This window comes from Maribacter thermophilus (genome assembly GCF_001020565.1).
GTDB lineage: Bacteria > Bacteroidota > Bacteroidia > Flavobacteriales > Flavobacteriaceae > Maribacter > Maribacter thermophilus.
Genome location: NZ_LDAS01000001.1, coordinates 2,237,800 through 2,259,686 on the forward strand (window position 1 = coordinate 2,237,800; position 21,887 = coordinate 2,259,686).

Sequence of the window (21,887 nt, forward strand, 5' to 3'; positions counted from 1 at the left end):
GATTATTCTGGTTAATTGTTATTATCGTTTTCATTATTTCCTTCTCCTTCATTCTCCTGGCTTTCCTCTTCCTCATTATCATCTTTCTTTCTCTCTTCTAATTTCGCTTTGCGTTTTGCCTCTCTTTCTTCCAATAATTTTTTTCTTCGCTCCTCATAGGCCTTTTTTCTTTCTTCCCTTAACTTAAGCTGCTCTTCTCTCTTTTCACTTGCCGTTTTTTCCCTGGCTTCCTCCGCTTCTTTTGCCTTATCTATCCTCTCTTGCAAAGCTTCGCTAATTTCCTCTTCGTCCTCAAAATTATCCAATTCACTTTTAGTGTTATTTTTTTGTTTTGGCTTGCTTATTTTTCTGGTTCTTGCAATACCTCTCAACACTAAATCACTAATATCGTGCCTTTTTTCGGAATACAACATTACAACATCCGCAGATTTATCAAAAATAAAATCATATTTTTTATTTGCACCCAATTTTTGCACTTCGTTGAACACTTGGTCCTGTATTGGCTGTATCAATCTTCTTTTCTGCAGTACCAAATCTCCTTGTGGCCCAAACCTGTCTTGCTGATACTCTATCATCTCCCGCTCCAAAATTTGGATCTCTTCTTCTCGTTCCTCAATAAGTTCTGGGGTAAGCAACACTTTTTCCGCCATTAAATCTTTCTTCATTTGCTCGACCACACTTTGCTTCTGCTCTATCTCTATCTTCCATTTTTGTACTTTGGCCTCTAGTTGCTCACTAGCCTCACGGTACTCTTCAACATTTTGCAGTATATATTCCATATCCACATAACCTATTCGCACACCTCTTTGAGCTGACGCATACACCCCTATAATTACGGTAACAAGAAATATAAGAACTTTTGTTTTTGACTTCATCTTTGATATCGTTTAATCCAGTAGAAAATATCGTGCCAAAATTACTAAAACTTTTAAAATGAACAGATTAGCATATTGACCGATTGCATAATTTTACAATTAAATTAAAACTGCTGACCAATAATGAAGTGTGTTTGCCATCCACTGGGTCCTGTAGCACCGGTATTGTCTTCATCGAAGCCATAACCAAAATCAATACCCAGTAAACCAAATGCCGGCATAAAAATCCTAAGCCCCACTCCGGTCGATCGTTTTAATTGAAACGGATTAAACTCCTGAAAATTGTTGAACGCATTACCACCTTCTAAAAATGCAAGTCCGTAGATAGATGCAGATGGCTTAAGTGTCAACGGATATCTAAGTTCCATCGAAAACTTATTATAGATCAAACCACCTTCTTGTTGCCCTGTAATAGGATCTAATGGCGTTAGGGCCTGTTCGTCGTAACCACGTAACTGCACAACATCCCTACCATCTAAAGTAAAGTTTCCTAGACCATCACCACCTACAAAAAATCGCTCAAATGGCACATCTCCAATATCACTGTTGTAGCTTCCTAAAAATCCGAACTCGGCATTGGTTCTCAACACCAACTTGTCGACCAAGGTAGTATACCAATCTCCTTTGAACTTTATTTTATAATACTCTAACAATTTAAACCTTTCTTGATCTATATCTTCCAACTCACTTGATTCGGAAGCAGATAGCCCTTCACTATACTGTTTTTCGGTCAATTCCTCACTTCTTTCTTTTAAAGAGGCAAAATCCTTATTACTAAAAAGCGAATATGGCGGAGTAAACTTGGCCGTTAATTCAAAAGTAGAACCTGTCATAGGAAATATTCTACTTGGCCCTTGAGAACTCCTGGAAATACCTAGTGTATATGCCAATGAATTTGCCTTACCATTACCAAAGTTGAACAGTCCTATGTTATAATTTCTAAAATCATACAATTGGTAACCAAGAGAATGGGATATCGTAAAATAATCATCGGGCCATTGCACTCTTTTTGCCAGACCCAAGGTTACACCGGTAATAGAAAATTGTTGATCTTTATTCACCTGTATGCTACCACTACTACTATATGAGGCGGCAAACTGTTGTGTTCTAGACATGTTTAAACTAAAACGAACAGGCTTTTTGCCTCCTAACCAAGGTTCAGAAAAGTTTAAGCTATACACCCTAAAGGTACGACTGGCCTGTACCCTAAGGGCAAAAGTCTGTCCATCTCCCATAGGTACCGGCTTGTAAGCCTCACCATTAAACAAGTTTTGAATAGAGAAGTTACTAAAAGATAGCCCTAGGGTACCAATAAAACCACCGCCACCATAGCCACCTTGTAATTCTATTTGACTGGACCCAGATTCTACCAAGCTCCAAGCCAAATCTACCGTACCTTCATTAGGATTGGCATTTAAAACATCTGGGGTAATCTGCTCTGCATCAAAAAAACCGAGTTGCCCTAATTCACGGATACTCCTAATAATATCCGACTTATTATATTTTTGCCCAGGGCGTGTTCGCAATTCCCTGAAAATAACGTGATCGTTAGTCTTATCATTACCAGAAACGGTAACGTGATCCAAGAAAGTCTCCTTACCTTCTATAATTCTTATTTCAAAATTTATGGTATCATTTTCTGCAGATACCTCTACCGGGTTGATAGTCGAAAACAAATACCCGTTGTTCTGATACAGACTGGTAATATCATTAGGATCTGGTTTGGTGTTATCGGCAATACGCTCCCTTAAAAGAACCCCGTTATAGGTTTCTCCTTTTTTGATTCCCAAAACCTGGTTTAGTTGACGATCGGTATATACCGTATTACCAACAAAATCTATATCACCGAAATAATACTTATTGCCTTCCTCTACCTTTATTTTCAAGTTGATATTATTCTCATCTACTTTTACAACGGTATCAGAGATAATACGGGCGTCCCTAAATCCGTTTTCGGCATATTTATCTATTAGAGAGCCTAAATCCTCTTCGTAATCATCCTTGATAAACTTGGATTTTTTCCAGAAACGACCAAATCTTTTCTTTTTAGTATTCTTAAGTGCCTTTCTAAGTTTTTTGTTCGACATCTGCTCATTGCCCTCGAACACTATATCTTTAATCTTTACCTTATCTCCTTTATTAATGTTCACAACCATACTTCTTGCATTGGTAGCAGAAGTATCCACCGCTGTGGTTATGCTTACCTTTGTGTTAAGGTACCCTTGTTTTTTGTATTTGTTGACAAGATAATTTTTGGTATTTGAGATAAGACTCTCTGTAATCTTTTTCCCTTTTTTCAGATCGGTATCGTCTATCAGCTCCTCAACCTTTCTTTCTTTTACCCCATAAAAAGTAACGTTCGTCAACGTAGGACGCTCCACAATATTAAGCTCTAGAAAAACCTTGTCCCCCTCTATATTGGTAATATAAAAATCTATAGCGCTAAAGAGCTCTAGCCCCCATAATTTATTGATTACTTCACTGATTTTTTCTCCGGGCAAGGTAATTGGTTGCCCGACCCTTAAGCCCGTATAGGTTTTAACGGTTTGCTCGTTATAACTTTCCAGACCTACTACTTCAAGCCCCCCCAAGATGTATTTTTTTCCGTTTTCATAGGACATGTCCTGGGAAAAAACATTGGTTGCAATAAAAATTAATAGGATTGTAAATAATGGGTTCAAGGACATGAACTTGGTCATATCTTTAAGTGAGTTGTTCGCTAGTTTTTCCAAATCTTCGTTCTCTGTTCTGGTAATTTTTTATGGCCTCTACCAAATGATGCTCATTAAAATCGGGCCAAAATACATCAATAAAATATAATTCGGCATATGCTATCTGCCATAATAAAAAATTGCTTATCCGATGCTCTCCGCTAGTACGTACAAGCAAGTCCACGTCTGGCAAATTTTGCGTGTAAAGATGGTTATTAATAATGGTTTCGTCAATATTTTCAGGCGAAATTATATTATTTTTAACTTTGATAGCTATGGACTTAACTGCAGATTGTAGCTCTTCCCTAGCACCATAACTCAAGGCCAAAGTGAGGGTCATTCCTGTATTTTTCCCAGTTTTCCTCATCACCTCTTCCAATTCTTTTTGAGCCTTATCGGGCAATGCAGAAATATTACCGATGGTATTTAACCTTATATTATTCTTATTAAAGGTCTTAAGCTCTTTTCTAAGGGAAGAAACCAACAAACGCATAAGGGTCTCCACTTCGTATTTTGGCCGGTTCCAATTTTCGGTAGAAAATGTATATAAAGTAAGGTACTCTATTCCTATTTTAACACAGTTCTCTACGGTAGACCTAACTGTTTTTACCCCATTTTCATGACCAAACACACGCATCTTCCCTCGTTGCTTCGCCCATCTTCCATTACCATCCATAATGATGGCCATGTGCTTTGGCAAGTTAATTGGCTCAATATCCTCTATTTTATTCATTGATGTTTTTATTCGAAGCAATCGGAACATGGTTTTCTACCAAAGGTGTATGTCAATGTCACCCCAGAAAAAACGTACCAATCGTCACTAAAAATATTTCCAAAACTGAATTCTTCAAAATTGGAACCTACGGGATTACTGGCATCCAAGTTATCTGTAAAAGTATACCTTGCCCCTATTTCTGCCCCAAAAATAAGAAACTGATTGATACGATACTTAAAACCTGCCGTCATTGGCACGGCAAAAGAACCGTCTCTTTGCCCTGTCTCTTGTAAAACACCTCCGTTAAAATATTCGAAATCATACCTAAAATAAGTAACTCCGGTATAAAGATATGGGGTAAAGGCGGGCCCCAACTTATGCAAATTATATTCTACAAAATTAAACTCTAGACCCGCCGAGACTTCAAAAATGGAATTGTCCACCACGTAGCCCCTTTGTTGTCTCGAGGCCATATTCGACTTATTGTCATCGGCAGTAAACTTGCCGTACATGATACTACCTCGCCAAGCGTATCTTTTACTCTTGTTCCATTTAAAAATACCACCAAAGGCAACATCGGAAGGCAAAATATAATTTGTCCTGCCCACATCACTGATAGTATTGGCCCCTCCGGCAAAAACACCTACCTCATAGGTTTGTGCATTTGCCCCAAAAAAAACGGACAAAAGAGCAAAAAAAACAAGTTTACGCATATCTCTAAAGGTTTGTAATCCGATATGGCCACATATTTCAGCGCCACACAATAATTGAGTTCTCACAAGATAAACAGCTTTTGAAGGCATTTATTGTTTCAACAAAAGTTCAATTTCTTTTGTCCTCGCCCCACAATAATTTGTTTCTAAGTGTTTTTAAGAAACTTTCAGAGGTATATTCTATCATCTTTACGGTAAAGGGAGCCTTGGTAATAGTAATTTCCTGACCATTCTCTAAAGATGCAATTCTAGAATCCAATGACACCAAATGGTTTTCTTCCCTGCCCGAAACCCGTAACCTTATTTTGGTATCGTCGGAAATAACCAAGGGCCTCGCATTTAGGTTGTGGGGCGCAATGGGTGTTAGCACCAAAGATTTGGCAGTTGGCACTATGACCGGACCTCCACAACTCAATGAATAGCCCGTAGAACCAGTTGGTGTAGAAATTATAAGGCCATCGGCCCAGTAAGACGTCAGATACTCATCGTTTAAATGGGTTTCAACGGTAATCATGGACGTGGTATCTTTTCTACTGACGGTAATCTCGTTCAAGGCAAAGTTAAGGTCGCCGAACTCAGTTTCCAGCGCATTGGCATGTATTTGCACCAAACTTCTTTCTACAACGGTATAGGCACCGTGCACGAACTCTTGCACCACTTTTCTAACATCCTCTTTTTTAAAGGTCGACAAAAACCCAAGTCTACCGGTGTTTACCCCTACAATAGGAATACCTAAATCCTTTACAAATGTAGTTGCTCTTAATATGGTACCGTCGCCCCCAAAACTAACAAACATGTCAAAAGAACTATCGAGCCCTTCTTTAGTGTTAAAAACAGGAAAAGTTAAAGCGTCCGCACTTTTTTGGTACAATAAGTAAAACTCTTCTTCAATAAAAACCTCGGCCGACTCTTTCTTAAGTTCGTCCAAAAGCTCTATCACATACTCTATTGCGTTGTCTTGATACGTTTGACCGTAGATGGCTACCTTCATATTAGACATTTAGGTACTTATCCAAATAGTCCGACCTATTTTTTAGATCTTCCAAAAACTGATCGTCGCTATTTCCAAATATAATATGATAATTATAACGTCTAAAGGTCTGCACCACCTTATCAAAATTAACGGTACTGATCTTAATGGTGACCTGCACTACATCATTCTGCATATCGGTTATAAAACCACCTATCAGTTTTGCATTGTTACTTTCTACTATTTGAGCAATTTCGCTGAACGAATAGTCTTTAATACCGGTAGCGACCACCAAGATATTACCTGGATCCGTAAAAAATGGGGTATCGATAAATACGGCCACCACATCTGTAAGATCATAATAGCCCACAACTTCTTCGCCCTCTCCCAGAACCGGCACCAAATTTGCCTCGTTTCTAGCAAACACTTCCAGCACATCTAGCCAATTGGTGTCATTTCTCACAAAGAAAGCCTCAAGATCATATCTGTACTCATCTATTTTGGCCGTCGGTGAAATGACATCGATATCATTCTCGGAAAAGACCCCCAAAAACCTTCCCTTTTCAATAATAGCAATATGCGAGAAAGTATTTTCCTTGAAAAAGTCGAGCACCTTCTCAAAAGAATCCTGAACATCGAAGACAGGTATGTTATGGATAATATGTTTTTGAATATACATAGACGAAATTATAACGCAAAATAACAATTAATAATATCAAAAGGCATGCCTAATTCGTATTTTTGAAGTCGTTTTAACCCAGAATCGATAATATGACGAAACTTAGCGTTAATGTAAACAAGATTGCCACCCTAAGAAATGCAAGGGGCGGCAATGTACCCGATCTTTTACAAGTAGCAAAGGATATTGAAAGGTTTGGTGGCCAAGGTATCACCGTACACCCAAGACCAGATGAACGCCATATAAGGTACCAAGACACAAAAGACCTCAAGAAAATAGTAACGACAGAATTTAATATCGAAGGAAACCCCAACCCCAAATTCGTTGACTTGGTGTTGAGTGTAAAGCCAGAACAAGTAACCTTGGTGCCAGATGCCGTTGACGCCATTACATCAAATGCCGGATGGGACACTATTAAACACGCCGATTTTTTAAAGGATGTCATCGCCACATTCAAAAAAGCGGGTATCAGGACCTCCATTTTCGTAGATCCCAGTACAGATATGGTAGAAGGTGCCAAAGCTACGAATACCGACCGTATAGAATTATATACCGAAAGCTACGCCAAAGAATATCCCACAAACAAAGAGAAAGCCATAAAACCCTTTATAGAGGCCGCCATAAAAGCCAACGAACTAGGTTTGGGCATTAATGCAGGGCACGACTTAAGCCTTGACAATGTGGAATATTTTCACAAGAACATACCCGGACTGTTGGAGGTTTCCATCGGACATGCCTTAATATGCGAATCTATTTATCTAGGGCTAGAGAATGTAATAAACATGTATTTGAACAAATTAAAATGAATCGAATTTTATACTCGAATATCATCGGCTCTGGAAAGCCCCTTTGCATACTTCATGGTTTTTTAGGAATGTCGGACAACTGGAAAACACTGGGGTCCGCCTATGCGGAAAATGGTTTTGAAGTACATTTAATAGATCAACGCAACCACGGCAGAAGTTTTCATTCTCCAGATTTTAACTACGATTTTCTTGTTAATGACCTCAACGATTACCTACTTGCCAAGAATATCGAAAGCACCTTTTTAATAGGCCATTCGATGGGAGGAAAAACAGCCATGCAATTCGCGTGTTCCTATCCCGAAAAAACACAAAAACTAATAGTGGCCGATATTGCCCCTAAATTTTATCCGCCGCACCACCACGATATCATCAATGCCCTTAACGCCCTTGATTTATCCGAATTAAAATCAAGAAGTAAAGCAGACGAACAACTACAACAATACTTGAGCGATTTTGGCGTCCGTCAATTTTTATTAAAAAACCTATATAGGACAGAAGACAAGAAACTAGCTTTCAGGTTTAATTTGGATGTACTCAGCAACAAAATGGAAGAGGTAGGGGAAAACATCAACAGTACTGACCACTACAACGGCCCTACCCTATTTTTAAAAGGCAGTAAATCAGAATACATTACCGAAGCCGATATACCAGAAATAAAAAGACATTTTCCCAATGCCAAAATCGAGACTATCGACAATGCCAGTCATTGGCTGCATGCAGAGAACCCGACTCAATTTTTAGAAAAATCACTGAATTTTTTAAACAACGACCTGCCCTAACACATACCGACTTATTTTTTTATCTTTAATAACAATCAAAATCTATCTATAAAACACCTAAACACACCCAACATGAAACTTATAATCAGAATACTACTAAGCGCATTGGCCGTTATACTTTTAGCGAACTTTTTACCCCATGTATCTGTTGACTCCTACATGACCGCCATAATAGTAGCCATAGTCTTGAGTCTTCTAAACTTCTTGGTAAAACCCATTTTGGTGATACTAACACTTCCGGTCACCATTGTAACCTTTGGGTTGTTTTTGCTGATTATTAACGCCATACTCATATTATTGGCCGATAATTTAATCGATGGATTTAATGTTGACGGACTTTGGTGGGCCCTTCTTTTTAGCCTTCTATTGTCTTTTTTACAATCCATTCTGTTTTCTTTACTCAAAGAAGATGAATAAAAAGCAAGTTATTATTTGAAATTCAAGGCTTTAAAAACTTGGTCAACATTATAAAATAGAGTAATTTTGCATCCCATTTTTATATAAGTAATTTAAGTAGATACCGAAGGAATGAATATTACAAAAGAGCAAATAGACGATTTAAACGCTGTTGTTAAAGTTGCTATTACCAAAGAGGACTATCAAGATAAAGTAGACACTATCCTTAAAGATTATAAGAAACAGGCCAATATACCCGGTTTCAGAAAAGGACAAGTGCCTATGGGTCTTATAAAAAAGCAGTACGGAAAAGCTGTTTTGGTAGACGAGGTAAACAAATTGTTACAGGACAACCTGAACAAGTACCTTACCGAAGAAAAATTAGATGTACTAGGAAACCCATTACCAAAACAAAGAGACGATTTTGATTGGGACAAAGAAGAACTTGATTTTGAATTTGAGTTGGGCCTAGCTCCTAATTTTGAGGTATCCCTTAAAACCAAAAAGCCCATTACCCACTACAAGATAGTTGCGGACAAAAAGATGATTACCGAACAAGTAGAGCGTATTCAAAAGCAATACGGAAAATTGGTAAGCAAGGATGCAATTGGCAAAAAGGACGAAGTTTCGGGTAAGTTCACCAATGAAGAGGAAGGTATAGACAACCAGACCTTGATAGAGATGGACGGCCTTAAAAGCAAAAAAGCGATCGACAGCCTTGTAGGTAAAAAAGTAGGCGATGTTGTTACTTTAAAAACCAAAGGCTTGTTCAAAGAGGAGCACCTATTGTCCAGCGTATTGGGAATAGCCAAGGACAAAGCAGACAGTCTTGATACCGAAGTCACCTTCACCATTACCGAAATCAACGAAAGAGAGCCCGCCGAACTAAACCAAGAATTGTTCGACAAGCTTTTTGGCAAAGACGTTATTAAATCTGAAAAAGAGCTTAGAGACCGCATTGCCGAAGATTCTGAAAAACAATTCGAACAACAGGCCGATCAAAAATTGTTGAACGACGTAACGGAGTATTTTATAGAAAATACCAAATTTGACCTTCCAGCAGGATTTTTGACCAAGTGGATACAGATGACCGGTGAAAAAGAATTAACCGAGGAAGAGGCCAGCGAAGAATACAAGAAGTCTGAAAAGGGCTTGCGCTATCAACTTATAGAGGGCAAGATTATAAAGGACAACGACCTTCAGGTCCAGTTCGAGGAATTGAAGGAATTTGCTAAAGGATTCATAAAATCGCAGATGGCACAATTTGGCCAAATGGACCCAAAAGAAGAAGAATTGGACAACATTGCGGCCCGTGTCTTAGGAAACCAAGACGAGGTTAGACGCCTATCTGAGCAGCTTATGAGCCAAAAACTATTGAACCTTTACAAAGAAAAGGCCAATCTTAAGACAAAAGAGGTTACTTACGAAAACTTCGTGAAAGAAGTTTACGGATAGTATCCAAACAATAATTTAAGTATCTTTACGGTGCCGGAAATCTTTTTTTCGGCACCTTTTTTTACTACTTAAAAATCGTTTAGGAATTTATGGATTACGGAAAAGAGTTCAAGAATTACGCCATAAAGCATCAAGGGATCAACAGCATGTACTATGACAAAATCATGAGTAGCATGTACCCTACAAACATGACACCGAATATAATTGAGGAAAGACAGCTCAATGCCATTGCCATGGATGTATTTTCTCGTTTGATGATGGATAGGATCATATTTTTAGGCACCGGAATAAATGATCAGGTCGCCAATATTGTTCAGGCTCAATTATTGTTTTTAGAAAGCGCCGATGCCTCTAAAGACATACAGATATATATTAATTCACCAGGAGGCAGTGTTTATGCCGGTTTAGGCATTTATGACACCATGCAGTTCATAAAACCTGATGTAGCCACCATATGCACAGGCATGGCAGCCTCTATGGGAGCAGTACTTCTTTGTGCCGGAGAAAAAGGAAAACGCAGTGGACTTAGCCATTCTAGGGTAATGATCCACCAACCAATGGGAGGTGCACAAGGACAGGCTAGTGATATTGAGATTACGGCCAGAGAAATTCTAAAACTCAAGGAAGAACTCTACGAGATCATCTCTAAACACTCGGGACAACCTATAGAAAAAATCCATGAGGACAGTGACCGTGATTTCTGGATGAAGGCCGATGTAGCCAAAGAATATGGTATGATCGACGAAATTTTGGTTCGAGACAAAGAATAACTTGTTCCAAAACCTAGAATTTTAGTATTTTTTTGAACCAAAGGCAACATAACCACGTTGTACTTTTGGACAGTTTATATAATTATGGCAAAGGAAAATTTAGAATGTTCGTTTTGTGGAAGGAAGAAACCTGAAACAAATTTGTTGATCGCAGGCTTGGACGCTCACATTTGTGATCGTTGCATAGAGCAGGCGCATGGTATAGTGGCGGAAGAATCAAGGCAAACAAAAACCAACGACCTTTCTTCAGAACTGACCCTAAAGAAACCACAAGAGATAAAAGCTTTCTTGGACGGTTTTATTATTGGCCAAGAACGTACAAAAAAAGTAATGTCCGTTGCCGTATACAACCACTACAAAAGACTTTTACAGCCTTCTTCCAAAGAAGATGATATTGAAATACAAAAGAGCAATATCATAATGGTGGGCCAAACAGGAACCGGAAAAACCCTTATGGCCAAGACCATTGCCAAAATGTTGAACGTACCTTTGGCCATAGTGGATGCTACTGTACTTACCGAAGCCGGCTATGTAGGTGAAGACGTAGAAAGTATCCTTACCAGATTATTACAGGCAGCAGATTACAATCTGGAAAAAGCCGAAAGAGGAATTGTCTTTATCGATGAGATAGATAAAATCGCCAGAAAAAGCGATAATCCATCCATTACACGTGATGTTTCTGGAGAAGGTGTACAACAGGGCTTGCTTAAATTATTGGAAGGAACCACGGTAAACGTACCACCTAAAGGAGGAAGAAAACATCCAGACCAAAAATTTATAGAAGTAAACACAGAAAACATTTTGTTCATAGCAGGTGGGGCCTTTGACGGCATCGAAAGAGCCATCACCAAAAGGCTTAACCTACAGGCCGTAGGTTATAGCGCCTCTAAGGCCGAGGAAAACCTGGACGAAACAAACATCTTGCAATATATTATTCCAAAAGATTTAAAGGAGTTTGGATTAATACCTGAGATAATCGGAAGATTACCGGTATTGACCCACATGAACCCTTTAGACGAGAAAACATTGCGAGCTATTCTCACAGAGCCTAAAAATGCTATCATAAAACAATATGAAAAATTGTTTGCAATGGATGATATTACTTTCACCATTACAGACCAGGCTCTTGATTACATAGTTGCCAAAGCCGTAGAGTACAAGCTTGGAGCAAGGGGACTAAGATCGCTCTGCGAGGCAATCTTCACCGATGCCATGTTTGAAATGCCAAGCACCGAAGAAACTGAATTTAAGGTAACAAAACCCTACGCCGAACAAAAATTGTCGCACGAAACAGTTAAAAAGTTAAAGGCGGTCTCCTAATTATTAGTAGATCGCTAAACTACCTTTTTTTCTAGCGGCTGTTGGGGTATGGTTATATTGGTAACCTCTTTTAAAAGACTTAAACACACCTTTTTGATGATTTTTTCATCCTCATAAAGGGTATGTCCAAAATTAGGTTGCACCTCCATTTCAATCCCTAAATTGCTTGCCCAAACCTCACTGGGCCTATTACTATCATTACCTCCGTACAACAAACTAAAAGGAACATTCGGTTTACTGTTGTCCAATCTAATTCTTGTAGCGGATATACAATACAATGATTTAACGGGAAGCCCTTTTTTTGCTGCGTTCCAGACAATGGTACCACCAGTACTAAAGGCCAAATAATAGCTAGGTGTTTTTTCTTTCTTCAACAGATGGGATACAGCTGTATCAATTCCTCCGTTTAAGAACGCTTCATGCACATTTTTCTCTGTCTGCACGGCCAAATCCAAATTTGCCAATTGCTGACTATCATAAAAAGTAATATCAAAATATTGCTGTAGATAACCAAGATATGAAGTTATCCACAGACCCTTTTTTGCTCCCCACATGTCGGATACTATTACTAATCTTTGTGTCATAATACTATTTGGTAAATTATTAATTTGGGAACTGCATTACTAAATTGATCTATTAACGCCGAAAACGAGAATTTATTTGCTTAGAGGCAACAATTACTCGATGTAACACGGTTTTTCAATTTATAGAGAATAAGGTATATCACAAAAAACAGATATTGCAAACAGCACATTATCAGCGTATTAAACACATTTACACTATCAGTTTACATCATCAGTTTACAACAAGGTTGCCTTTCTCTTTATTCATAAGGAGTAGTTCTTCTAAATAGTCTCTCCGATTGGAAAGCCTAGGAATTTTATGTTGCCCTCCCAATTTATCATTCACCTTGAGCCAATCATAAAAAAGGTTCTCACGTGCTATATGCACCTTGGGCATTTTTAACGTAATATTATTGTATCGTTTTGCTTCATAATCAGAGTTCAACGATTTTAAAGCATTGTCTAAAAATTCGGTAAAATAATCCAGGTCTTTTGGCGGTTTTCTAAATTCTATGATCCACTCATGCGCTCCTTTTTCACTACCTTCCATGAATATAGGACCCGCGGTATAATCCTTAATTTCCGCACCCGTCTTAACACATACGGTCTTTAATGCCTCTTCGGCATTTTCGATAATCAATTCCTCTCCAAAAACATTGATATGGTGCTTGGTACGCCCGGTAACACGAATACGGTACGGATTCTTTGAAGTAAAACGAACAGTATCACCTATCTTATATCGCCATAAACCGGAATTAGTAGTAATGACAATAGCATAGTTTTTTCCAACTTCTACTTCCCAAATAGGTATACATTGCTGATCTTCGCTTCCATAAACATCCATGGGAATAAACTCATAGAATATGCCATAATCCAACATCAATAACAAATCATCGGCATTGTTACGGTCCTGTATGGCAAAAAAACCTTCAGAAGCATTATATATCTCGTAATACCTGAACTGTTTTCTGGGCAATAGTTTCTTATATTGTTCTTTATAAGGACTAAAACTTACGCCCCCATGAAAATAGACCTCCAAGTTTTCCCAAACCTGAAAAAGATGTTCTTTACCTGTTTCTTGCAGTACATTGTTCAACAAAACCAACATCCAAGAAGGCACCCCTGCCAAACTTGTAACATTCTCTTGCACACTTTCCTCTATAATCGCCTTTAGTTTTATTTCCCACTCACTCATAAGTGAAACTTTATTACTCGGCGTACTGCTGAATTCTGCCCACAAAGGCATATTATCTATCAATATAGCGGATAGATCCCCAAAAAACGACCCATTGTCCTCGTAGAGTTCTTTACTGCCCCCCAACCGTAGACTCTTACCGGTAAAAAGCTGGGAGTTTTCATTATTGTTCAAATAAAGGCACAGTAAATCTTTTCCCGATTTGTAATGGCAGTCTTCCAAAGCCTCGGAACTTACCGGTATAAACTTGCTCTTTGCATTGGTGGTTCCACTACTTTTTGCAAATAGTTTTACCGTAGTAGGCCAAAAAAGATTTTGCTCCCCTTTTCTGGTTCTTTCTATAATAGGCTCCACATCTTCATAACAGACCACGGGAACACGCTCTTTGAAAGTGCCATATGAATTAATGGATTCAAAATCATATGCACGCCCCACTTCGGTATCTTCCGCAATTTCCAATAATTGTAATAATACTTCTTCCTGTACCTCTTCAGGATATTTCAAGAAAAGTTCTATTTGATGATAGCGCTTTTTTAACAACCAGGACGCTATTGAATTGAACAGAGGAATGGACATTTTTTTGGGTATCTTTACGCCCTAAAAATAGGGTTTATCCCAATCATTTTCAAATTGAAATTTTAATTAGGCCATATATGCAATACGAAGGAGTCTTAAGAAAAATGGAGACCGAGCTCGATAGCCCTATTCAGTATTATTTAGTATTCGAATCAGATTTTCTGAACCTCAACCAAGTATTGGGCAAGAAGATGAAGATAGATTTCATAAAACACCAATGCCTAAATTGCGGTAATGACCGACCTATTTACCGACAGGGCTTTTGCAAATCGTGTTTTTTCGAGATTCCGTCTGCCGGTGATTGGATCATGAGACCGGAACTAAGCAAGGCCCATTTGGATATAGAAGACCGCGATTTGGCCTATGAGAAAAAAGTACAATTACAGCCGCACATTGTCTACCTCGCCAACTCCAGCAACATAAAGGTAGGGGTTACCAGAAAATCACAGGTTCCCACAAGATGGATAGACCAAGGCGCCCATGAAGCCATCGAAATAGTTGAAGTACCCAACAGATATTTGGCAGGAATTACGGAAGTAGCACTAAAAGACCATCTTTCGGACAAAACTAATTGGCGCAAGATGCTTACGAACAATAACGAGGACCAAGATTTGGTTGCATGGCGAAACCAACTAAAACAATACATCCCCGAAGAGGCTCTGCCCTTTTACATTACCGACAACTCAGAGACCAATCTTGAGTTTCCCGTGTTAAAATACCCCGAAAAAGTAAAAAGCTTAAATTTGGACAAAACCCCAACCTATTCAGGAACATTAATGGGCATTAAAGGCCAATACCTCATCTTTGATGATGGCACCGTCTTTAATATTCGGGGAAACGAAGGTTATTACGTGGGTATCTCTATTATTTGATGGAGTCTTTTTTTGTTTCTGTTTCACTTGTTTTTTTCTTACCGAACAAGCCCCCGAGAATATCTTTGGCAGCCTCTTTGACGGCCTCCTCTTTTTTTGGTGTTGTTGCGGTGGTATCGGCACTTGATGTAGCCGTATCAGATTTTTTAGTGGCTCCTAAAATATTACCCAACACTTCTTTGGCATCCGTTTTACCATTATTGCCAGAGGTAGAATCCTTTTCGGTATTATTGGATAAGATACCCCCTATTAAATCTTTGGCCTTATCTTTTCCCGTACTGATAAGTTTTTGCTTCTGTACCTCTATCAATTGATTGGTCAAATTCTTTACCCCAGAAGTCAAATCTGTGGTCACCTCCGGACTATTATACATTCCTCCAATATTGGCGGTTACTGGAATGGTTAAGCCATCTAAAGAACTATCATCTATCTTGGCAATTAAATCAGTTATTTCTTTACCCAAATATTTGGCAGGCACCTCTAAGGTCGCCTTATAATTCATTTTTTGGTCAAAAGTGTGGTTACCGTCAACATTAATGGCTATGTCTTTATAATTAATGGTAAACGGCTTCACAGAAACCAATCCGTCCTTAAAAGACAATTTCGTCTTTAGTTCCTTAAGGTTCAATTGTTCCAAATCAAGAAAATCCAACTTGCTATCCAGAGCTGTTAACATGGGCGCCTTTTCTGCACTTATTTCCCTTGTTAAAATATCAGCAAGTATATCACCGCTTAGAGACAAAAGGTCTGGAGAAAAATCATCGGTCAAATTTCCGGAGAGGGAAATATCGGAACTAAAAGTTCCTTTTATAATTTGCGCAACCGGAGCCAACACCTTAAAAAGCTCCAAAGCCTCAAAAGTCTCGCTGATCTTCAACTGGTCCATTCCCAATTTCATGGCAAACGTAGGGGTATCGGCCTTAGTGGAAACCTCTCCGCTAAAAGCAACTTGCCCATCGAATAAAGACGAGGTCATATTGCTCAACGTGGCTTTTTCATCTTTGATCTTCAAGTTTCCTTTTACGTTCTTCAACGTAATATCATCATACAATACCGTATTGGCCGATGCAACAAAGGTGGCATCTAAAAAAGAAGGTATCTTAATTTTTTCTGTTGTTGAGTCCGAGGAACCGGTTTCCTCCTCACCACTTTCCGCTTGTGGAGCTTCCTCTACCATAAAATCGCTCAAGGCAAAGGTATTGGAGTCTAGATTAAAATTACCCTCTATATTCTCATCATTGAAAAAATAGCCCAAGAAATTATTAACAACACCCGTCACTTTAAAATCGGTCTTACCGGTAGAACCGTCTAATTCTTTCAAAGTCACCGTTTTCGGATTAAAACTGACAGAAGTAGTTTTTAAAACCACAGGATTGGGCATTTCTTCCGATTTATACTCAAAATCGCTCAAGGTCATTTGTCCCTCGGTCCTGGTATTTTCATACTGCTTTTTTTCCAAGGTTTCCATATCAAAGGCAGTACTAATATCGGCATCTAAAAGTCCTTTTAAACTAAGTCCCTCTGGCACAGGATATGCCTTTTCTAAATTAGCTAAATTCATCTTGCCATCCATATGGGCATTTACATGTGTATTGCCCATGAGCTGCGTTATTTTTGAGGTAAGGTTAAACTTGTCTTCATCGATCATAAAAGATGCCTTGTTAATATCCACGTAAGTATCTTCCACGATACCTGAGGTATTATTGATAGCTACATCTATGAAAATATTTCTTACCGATTTTGGCAAGTCGGGATACTTAAAAGAAGCATTGTCCGAATTGATCGTAATATTGAATTTAGGAATATGCTCTTCATCCACGACCCCTTCAAACTTACCTTGCACCTCAAAATTACCGGTGGTAGTAACATTGGCTATATCTTTTGAATATGCCTCTGGAATAACTGCCAAGAAGTTTTTAAAATCGGACGAAGGTGTTTTAAAACTGATATCTACCTCTTGGTTATCATCGTTCATTTTAATAAAACCATCGAATACCAAAGGAAGTTGATTCAACAGCGCTTCGTTCTTTAAGAAAGAATACTTGTTCTCTTTTAGATCTATACCTATCAAGGCATCCAATTGTATTTTGTTATTGTTCAAATAATTGGCGCTATCCATTTCAAATGACACCAAGGCATCGGTATGCGTATCCAACTCAGAGGTCTCCAACGACAAATCTCCTTTTCCCCGGTGGTTCATATCGGTAATACCCAAATGAATACCTGTAGATAAATCATCGTAAAATATTTTTGTGTTGGTTATTTCGTACGATTCCATATTAAAAGAAAAACCATCGGTCGAAGAAGACTCCGCATCAGAAGAAGTTCCAGAACCAGTCTCTTTGGCTATGTCATAATTTGCATTTTCATTCTTATCCACTTTAATCTGAAGCAAAGCATCTCCTATTGCAATATTTTTTATCGAAATTGGCTCATCACCACTCTTTAACAATTGCATTAGCCCCATGGACAGCGAAACCTCTTTTGCCGCAAACAAAGTATCACCTTCAAAAGGCTGCCTATTGACCATACTTACATCTTTTAGACGGACTTCAGCATTTGGAAAACTACGGATCAGACTTAAGCTTGCATCCGAAAAATCGAAGTCGGCGTTCACCGAGTTGTTTACGTTGGTTTTTAGAATATCACCGATCTTGGCTTCAAGAAAAAAGGGTATGGCCACCAACAGCCCAATTACCAATAAAAACAAGACCCCTACGATCTTTAAAATCTTCTTTTTCATAATTACAATGTGTATGTGATAAAAACAGAAAAATCAGCTTTATATTATGCGTCCAAATCAATTTCTTGATTCACTGATAATTTAAAGCGTTTTCTTATTATATATACGAAGAAGTATAGAAAAGGGGTGTCTAAAAGTGCTATAATTATCTTAAAAATAAATCCGCTGATCACAAGACCCGTGAATCTACCCCATGGTATCTCTCCAAAAGAGCACAAAAGAAACACTACCGTAAAGGTATCTATGAGTTGAGAAGAAAACGTAGAAAAGTTATTCCTCAGCCAAAGATATTTTCCCTTTGTAAGGTTTTTCCAAAAATGATATATCTGTATATCTACGAACTGAGCCAATAAATAGGCCATCATAGAGGCAAAAACCGCTATAATGGTATTACCGAACACCGAAGTAAACAAATCATCGTTTACCGGTGACCATGAGGTTGCGGGCACCACATTGCCAGTGTAAACGATGAGCAACGAAAAGAAGGACGCAAAAATACCCGCTACCACTATCTGGTTCGCCTTTTTCTTACCAAAGATTTCGGATATTAAATCGGTTATCAAAAAAGTTATGGGATAAGGCAGCACCCCTACGGATATTTCAAACAAAGGAGCTCCAAAAATTGTGACATCACCAAAGGGATTCCAGTAAAAGAATTTTTGAAATATTAAATTGGAAACCACTAAAGAGGTTATAAAAAGCGCCCCCAAATACAAATATATTCTACGGGCCAACAATTTATCCTTGTGGAGCATTCTAGTTTATGTTTAAAGTAAAGGGCATTCTAGCCTGTACCCCTTTTTGGTTCATGATAGCCTGCACCTCTTTTAGCACGTTATAAGCTTTGTCCCCTATTTCTTCCCTGATAAGGTTGTTTTTTGTTTTCGCGGTAGCACCCGAAAAATCTTCCATAAACCTCTCAAAGCTAGACTTATACCTTGGAAATTTTTTAATACCATAGGTTTCTGCCCCGGCCATGTTGGCTGCTTCCGATATGGCATCCTCCAAAGTTCCCAGTTCGTCTACAAGCCCCAAGCGCATAGCATCGGCACCGCTCCAAACCCTTCCTTGTGCCACACTATCGGCCTGTGCCATAGAAATATTTCTGCCGGCGGCTACCCTACTTAAAAAAGTATTGTAGGTCACCTCTATACTCTCTTGCACCTGATTTCTAAAGGCATCGCTCATAGGTTCGAACAATGAATAATCTACAGAGTTCTTATTGGTACCCACCTGCTCTGCGTTGATACCTATATCCGTTGCAAGACCATTAATATTCGGCACGGTACCAAACACCCCTATAGATCCTGTAATCGTCGTAGGTTCAGCAAATATTTTATCGGCACCTGCCGCGATATAATATCCACCAGATGCAGCTACATCACCCATAGATACCACTACAGGTTTCTTTTCCTTGGCCAGTTCTACTTCTCTCCAAATAATATCGGAAGTAAGCGCACTACCACCCGGCGAATTTACCCTTAAAACTATGGCTTTTACCTCATCATCTTCTTTTGCCTTTATCAATGCTTCGTTTATTAAACCTTGGCCTATTATGTCCGGACCTCCTTCTCCATACAAAATCTCTCCTTGCGCAAATATTACGGCAATTTTATCGCTTCCTGTCTTAAGCTTTTTACTGTTAGAATATTTAGTATAATCCTCTAAAGCAATATAGTTCACATCCATATTTTCCCCTGCGGACAATAAGCTAGCAATTCTACCTTCATATTCATCATAAAAAAGAATATTATCTATCAACCCATTTTCTTTTGCATATTTTGGCAACCTGCCCCCCAAGGTATCGGCGATAACATTCAGGTTTTGCATGGTAATACCTCTATCTTCCGAAATATCGGAAAGCATGGAATTCCACAAAGACTGTATCAACTCTTTGATCTGCGTTCTATTTGCATCGCTCATTTGATTTTCCAGATAAGGTTCTACGGCACTTTTATACTTACCATGGCGCACTACCTCCATTTTAATACCTGTTTTCTCCTGAAGATCTTTATAATATAAAACTTCCGAAGACAACCCCTTAAAATCCAACACCCCTACGGGATTCATAAAAACCGAATCGGCCACACTTGACAAATAGTAGTCTTTTTGCGAATAAAAATCACCATAGGCAAATACGAACTTACCTGATGCCTTAAAATCTTTTAAGACCTTTCGTAAAGTCTGGGTTTGTGACAGACCTGCAAGAATAAAATTATTATTGATGCTTATACCCTTGATACGCTCATCGTTCTTTGCCACTTTTATGGCGTGCAAAATTTCATCCAATCCTTGAGACTCCTCGAATATTCCAGAAAAGGGGTCCGATTCACCGCTACCGGTATAATCGGAAATAGGACGTTGCAACTGTATCTCCAACACTGAATTGTCTTTCACCGCCACAACATCTTCACCACTCCCCAATAGACTCACCAATACCAAAAACATGACAAAGACAATACCAAAAGCAAATAAGCTTCCTAGTATGGATGCCAAAAAATTTCTCAAAAAGTTCATGCAACATCAATTTTTATTAGCCGACAAAGATAACTAATGTGAAATTGTTTTACTTATTTTGCTATCATATTATGACAAGAACAACGACCGTATATATTTCCATCGGAAGCAATTTAGGACATAAAAGACAAAACCTTCAACATGCAGTTTTTTCAATTGAAAAGCATATTGGAGAAATTACGGCATTATCGCCCATATACAATACCCCGTCGTGGGGCTTTGAATCCGATGACTTTTTCAATGCATGTGTCAAGGTAGAAACGCCTCTGAATCCCGAAACCCTGTTAGATAAGTTAATGCTTATCGAAAAAAATATGGGAAGGGAGAGAAAAAAAAGTGATGGCTACGAAAGCAGGATCATAGATTTGGATATCATCTACTACGGTTACGAAATCGTAAACAATGAAAACTTGACCATACCCCACCCAAGATTGCAAGAAAGGAGGTTTGTGCTAAAACCGTTGGCCGACGTTGCTCCACAGTTTTACCACCCTATCTTTAACAAGGACACTCGAAACCTTTTGCAAGAATGTAGGGACAAAAGCAAATTGACCAAATTGAAAGAAAAGCTCTTCCCCAACCGTACCAGCCTCTTCTCTGAAACGCAGTTTATTGCCATTGAAGGGAATATTGGAGCGGGAAAAACAAGTTTGGCCACAAAAATATCGGAAGATTTTAATGCCAAATTAATTCTGGAAAGATTTGCCGACAATCCGTTCTTGCCCAATTTCTATAAAGACCAGGCCCGTTATGCCTTTCCTTTGGAAATGTCCTTTTTGGCAGACCGATACCAACAGTATATGGACGACACCAAACAATTTGACCTTTTCAAGAACTTTATGGTGAGCGATTACGATATTTTTAAATCCTTGATTTTTGCGAATGTAACCCTTCAAAAAGATGAATTTGACCTGTATCGAAAGATTTTCAATTTCATGTACAAGGAGGTGAAAAAGCCAAAAATCTATGTTTATCTGTACCAAACACCTGAAAGATTATTGGAACAAATTAAAAAAAGAGGCAGGGATTACGAACAAAGTATTGACAGTCAATATCTTGAAAACATCAACAGGGGATATTTAGATTTTTTAAAAACATATCCACCACAAAACCAACTGATTATAGATGTTTCTTCGTTAGATTTTGTGAACAAAAAAGAAGATTACGAAACCATTTTAGAACAGATTCAGAATTTTGCCCTTTCAAAATACGATTAACATAATTTTAGTAAA

19 protein-coding genes are annotated in these 21,887 nt (G+C 38.5%); 8 read left to right on the forward strand and 11 right to left on the reverse strand.

From position 1 onward, the window contains the following. Positions 1-11: 11 nt before the first annotated feature. The 6 genes from AB657_RS09720 to AB657_RS09745 form a co-directional block, all read right to left on the reverse strand. Complete coding sequence (locus AB657_RS09720; RefSeq protein ID WP_047246312.1) at positions 12-875, reverse strand: OmpH family outer membrane protein; 864 nt, start codon at positions 873-875, stop codon at positions 12-14. 104 nt (positions 876-979) lie between these two features. Beyond that, complete coding sequence (locus tag AB657_RS09725) at positions 980-3,574, reverse strand: BamA/OMP85 family outer membrane protein (protein ID WP_084696408.1); 2,595 nt, start codon at positions 3,572-3,574, stop codon at positions 980-982. A gap of 4 nt (positions 3,575-3,578) precedes the next feature. Continuing rightward, on the reverse strand, positions 3,579-4,319 hold the full coding sequence (locus tag AB657_RS09730) for an isoprenyl transferase (RefSeq protein ID WP_047246313.1): 741 nt from the start codon (positions 4,317-4,319) through the stop codon (positions 3,579-3,581). Between the two features lie 8 nt (positions 4,320-4,327). Then, a complete protein-coding gene (gene porG, locus AB657_RS09735; protein ID WP_047246314.1) occupies positions 4,328-5,014 on the reverse strand; it encodes a type IX secretion system protein PorG in 687 nt (228 codons plus the stop codon). Between the two features lie 109 nt (positions 5,015-5,123). Beyond that, complete coding sequence (locus tag AB657_RS09740; RefSeq protein WP_047246315.1) at positions 5,124-6,005, reverse strand: NAD kinase; 882 nt, start codon at positions 6,003-6,005, stop codon at positions 5,124-5,126. Position 6,006: 1 nt separating this feature from the next. Next, the gene (locus AB657_RS09745) at positions 6,007-6,663 is read right to left on the reverse strand and encodes a CBS domain-containing protein (protein WP_047246316.1); all 657 of its coding nucleotides are present in this window, start codon (positions 6,661-6,663) and stop codon (positions 6,007-6,009) included. A 92-nt stretch (positions 6,664-6,755) separates the two neighbouring features. Here AB657_RS09745 and AB657_RS09750 point away from each other — a divergent pair, with 92 nt between their 5' ends. The 6 genes from AB657_RS09750 (at position 6,756) to clpX (ending at position 12,189) form a co-directional block, all read left to right on the forward strand. Next, complete coding sequence (locus AB657_RS09750) at positions 6,756-7,469, forward strand: pyridoxine 5'-phosphate synthase (protein WP_047246317.1); 714 nt, start codon at positions 6,756-6,758, stop codon at positions 7,467-7,469. Beyond that, on the forward strand, positions 7,466-8,248 hold the full coding sequence (locus AB657_RS09755; protein ID WP_047246318.1) for an alpha/beta fold hydrolase: 783 nt from the start codon (positions 7,466-7,468) through the stop codon (positions 8,246-8,248). Before AB657_RS09750 ends, AB657_RS09755 begins: the two co-directional genes overlap by 4 nt. Before the next feature lie 72 nt (positions 8,249-8,320). Continuing rightward, positions 8,321-8,665: a phage holin family protein gene (locus AB657_RS09760; RefSeq protein ID WP_047246319.1), complete on the forward strand. Its 345-nt coding sequence runs from the start codon at positions 8,321-8,323 to the stop codon at positions 8,663-8,665. 111 nt (positions 8,666-8,776) lie between these two features. Then, complete coding sequence (tig, locus tag AB657_RS09765; RefSeq protein ID WP_047246320.1) at positions 8,777-10,099, forward strand: trigger factor; 1,323 nt, start codon at positions 8,777-8,779, stop codon at positions 10,097-10,099. Between the two features lie 89 nt (positions 10,100-10,188). After that, entirely contained in the window at positions 10,189-10,869 is a 681-nt protein-coding gene (gene clpP / locus AB657_RS09770; RefSeq protein WP_047246321.1) for an ATP-dependent Clp endopeptidase proteolytic subunit ClpP, read from the forward strand. 84 nt (positions 10,870-10,953) lie between these two features. Then, a complete protein-coding gene (gene clpX, locus AB657_RS09775) occupies positions 10,954-12,189 on the forward strand; it encodes an ATP-dependent Clp protease ATP-binding subunit ClpX (RefSeq protein ID WP_047246322.1) in 1,236 nt (411 codons plus the stop codon). 14 nt (positions 12,190-12,203) lie between these two features. Here clpX and AB657_RS09780 read toward each other — a convergent pair whose 3' ends face one another. Both AB657_RS09780 and AB657_RS09785 read right to left on the reverse strand, forming a co-directional pair. Continuing rightward, a complete protein-coding gene (locus AB657_RS09780) occupies positions 12,204-12,773 on the reverse strand; it encodes a hypothetical protein (protein ID WP_047246323.1) in 570 nt (189 codons plus the stop codon). A 211-nt stretch (positions 12,774-12,984) separates the two neighbouring features. Beyond that, the gene (locus AB657_RS09785) at positions 12,985-14,523 is read right to left on the reverse strand and encodes a GH3 auxin-responsive promoter family protein (protein WP_047246324.1); all 1,539 of its coding nucleotides are present in this window, start codon (positions 14,521-14,523) and stop codon (positions 12,985-12,987) included. A gap of 77 nt (positions 14,524-14,600) precedes the next feature. Here AB657_RS09785 and AB657_RS09790 point away from each other — a divergent pair, with 77 nt between their 5' ends. Then, positions 14,601-15,395, forward strand: a complete 795-nt coding sequence (locus AB657_RS09790; RefSeq protein ID WP_047246325.1) for a DUF2797 domain-containing protein — start codon at positions 14,601-14,603, stop codon at positions 15,393-15,395. On the opposite strand, the gene AB657_RS09795 is transcribed toward AB657_RS09790, so the two are convergent. Genes AB657_RS09795 through sppA form a run of 3 tightly spaced genes read right to left on the reverse strand, consistent with a single transcriptional unit; the run spans position 15,388 to position 20,655 of the window. After that, positions 15,388-18,138, reverse strand: coding sequence for an AsmA family protein (locus tag AB657_RS09795; RefSeq protein ID WP_047246326.1), 2,751 nt, complete (start codon positions 18,136-18,138; stop codon positions 15,388-15,390). The genes AB657_RS09790 and AB657_RS09795 overlap by 8 nt on opposite strands. Positions 18,139-18,182: 44 nt before the next feature. Next, complete coding sequence (locus tag AB657_RS09800) at positions 18,183-18,893, reverse strand: queuosine precursor transporter (protein WP_047246327.1); 711 nt, start codon at positions 18,891-18,893, stop codon at positions 18,183-18,185. 1 nt (position 18,894) lies between these two features. Further along, a complete protein-coding gene (sppA, locus tag AB657_RS09805) occupies positions 18,895-20,655 on the reverse strand; it encodes a signal peptide peptidase SppA (protein WP_047246328.1) in 1,761 nt (586 codons plus the stop codon). Positions 20,656-20,726: 71 nt separating this feature from the next. On the opposite strand from sppA, the gene folK reads away from it, so the two are divergent. Continuing rightward, a complete protein-coding gene (folK, locus tag AB657_RS09810) occupies positions 20,727-21,872 on the forward strand; it encodes a 2-amino-4-hydroxy-6-hydroxymethyldihydropteridine diphosphokinase (RefSeq protein ID WP_047246329.1) in 1,146 nt (381 codons plus the stop codon). Positions 21,873-21,887: the final 15 nt, after the last annotated feature.

Coding starts and splice junctions, on each gene's coding strand:
- AB657_RS09790 (WP_047246325.1), top strand. CDS start 14,601: ATGCAATACGAAGGAGTCTTAAGAAAAATGGAGACCGAGCTCGATAGC.
- clpX (WP_047246322.1), top strand. CDS start 10,954: ATGGCAAAGGAAAATTTAGAATGTTCGTTTTGTGGAAGGAAGAAACCT.
- AB657_RS09800 (WP_047246327.1), bottom strand. CDS start 18,893: ATGCTCCACAAGGATAAATTGTTGGCCCGTAGAATATATTTGTATTTG.
- AB657_RS09725 (WP_084696408.1), bottom strand. CDS start 3,574: ATGACCAAGTTCATGTCCTTGAACCCATTATTTACAATCCTATTAATT.
- porG (WP_047246314.1), bottom strand. CDS start 5,014: ATGCGTAAACTTGTTTTTTTTGCTCTTTTGTCCGTTTTTTTTGGGGCA.
- AB657_RS09785 (WP_047246324.1), bottom strand. CDS start 14,523: ATGTCCATTCCTCTGTTCAATTCAATAGCGTCCTGGTTGTTAAAAAAG.
- clpP (WP_047246321.1), top strand. CDS start 10,189: ATGGATTACGGAAAAGAGTTCAAGAATTACGCCATAAAGCATCAAGGG.
- AB657_RS09720 (WP_047246312.1), bottom strand. CDS start 875: ATGAAGTCAAAAACAAAAGTTCTTATATTTCTTGTTACCGTAATTATA.
- AB657_RS09750 (WP_047246317.1), top strand. CDS start 6,756: ATGACGAAACTTAGCGTTAATGTAAACAAGATTGCCACCCTAAGAAAT.
- AB657_RS09755 (WP_047246318.1), top strand. CDS start 7,466: ATGAATCGAATTTTATACTCGAATATCATCGGCTCTGGAAAGCCCCTT.
- AB657_RS09730 (WP_047246313.1), bottom strand. CDS start 4,319: ATGAATAAAATAGAGGATATTGAGCCAATTAACTTGCCAAAGCACATG.
- AB657_RS09795 (WP_047246326.1), bottom strand. CDS start 18,138: ATGAAAAAGAAGATTTTAAAGATCGTAGGGGTCTTGTTTTTATTGGTA.
- AB657_RS09745 (WP_047246316.1), bottom strand. CDS start 6,663: ATGTATATTCAAAAACATATTATCCATAACATACCTGTCTTCGATGTT.
- AB657_RS09760 (WP_047246319.1), top strand. CDS start 8,321: ATGAAACTTATAATCAGAATACTACTAAGCGCATTGGCCGTTATACTT.
- tig (WP_047246320.1), top strand. CDS start 8,777: ATGAATATTACAAAAGAGCAAATAGACGATTTAAACGCTGTTGTTAAA.
- sppA (WP_047246328.1), bottom strand. CDS start 20,655: ATGAACTTTTTGAGAAATTTTTTGGCATCCATACTAGGAAGCTTATTT.
- AB657_RS09740 (WP_047246315.1), bottom strand. CDS start 6,005: ATGAAGGTAGCCATCTACGGTCAAACGTATCAAGACAACGCAATAGAG.
- folK (WP_047246329.1), top strand. CDS start 20,727: ATGACAAGAACAACGACCGTATATATTTCCATCGGAAGCAATTTAGGA.
- AB657_RS09780 (WP_047246323.1), bottom strand. CDS start 12,773: ATGACACAAAGATTAGTAATAGTATCCGACATGTGGGGAGCAAAAAAG.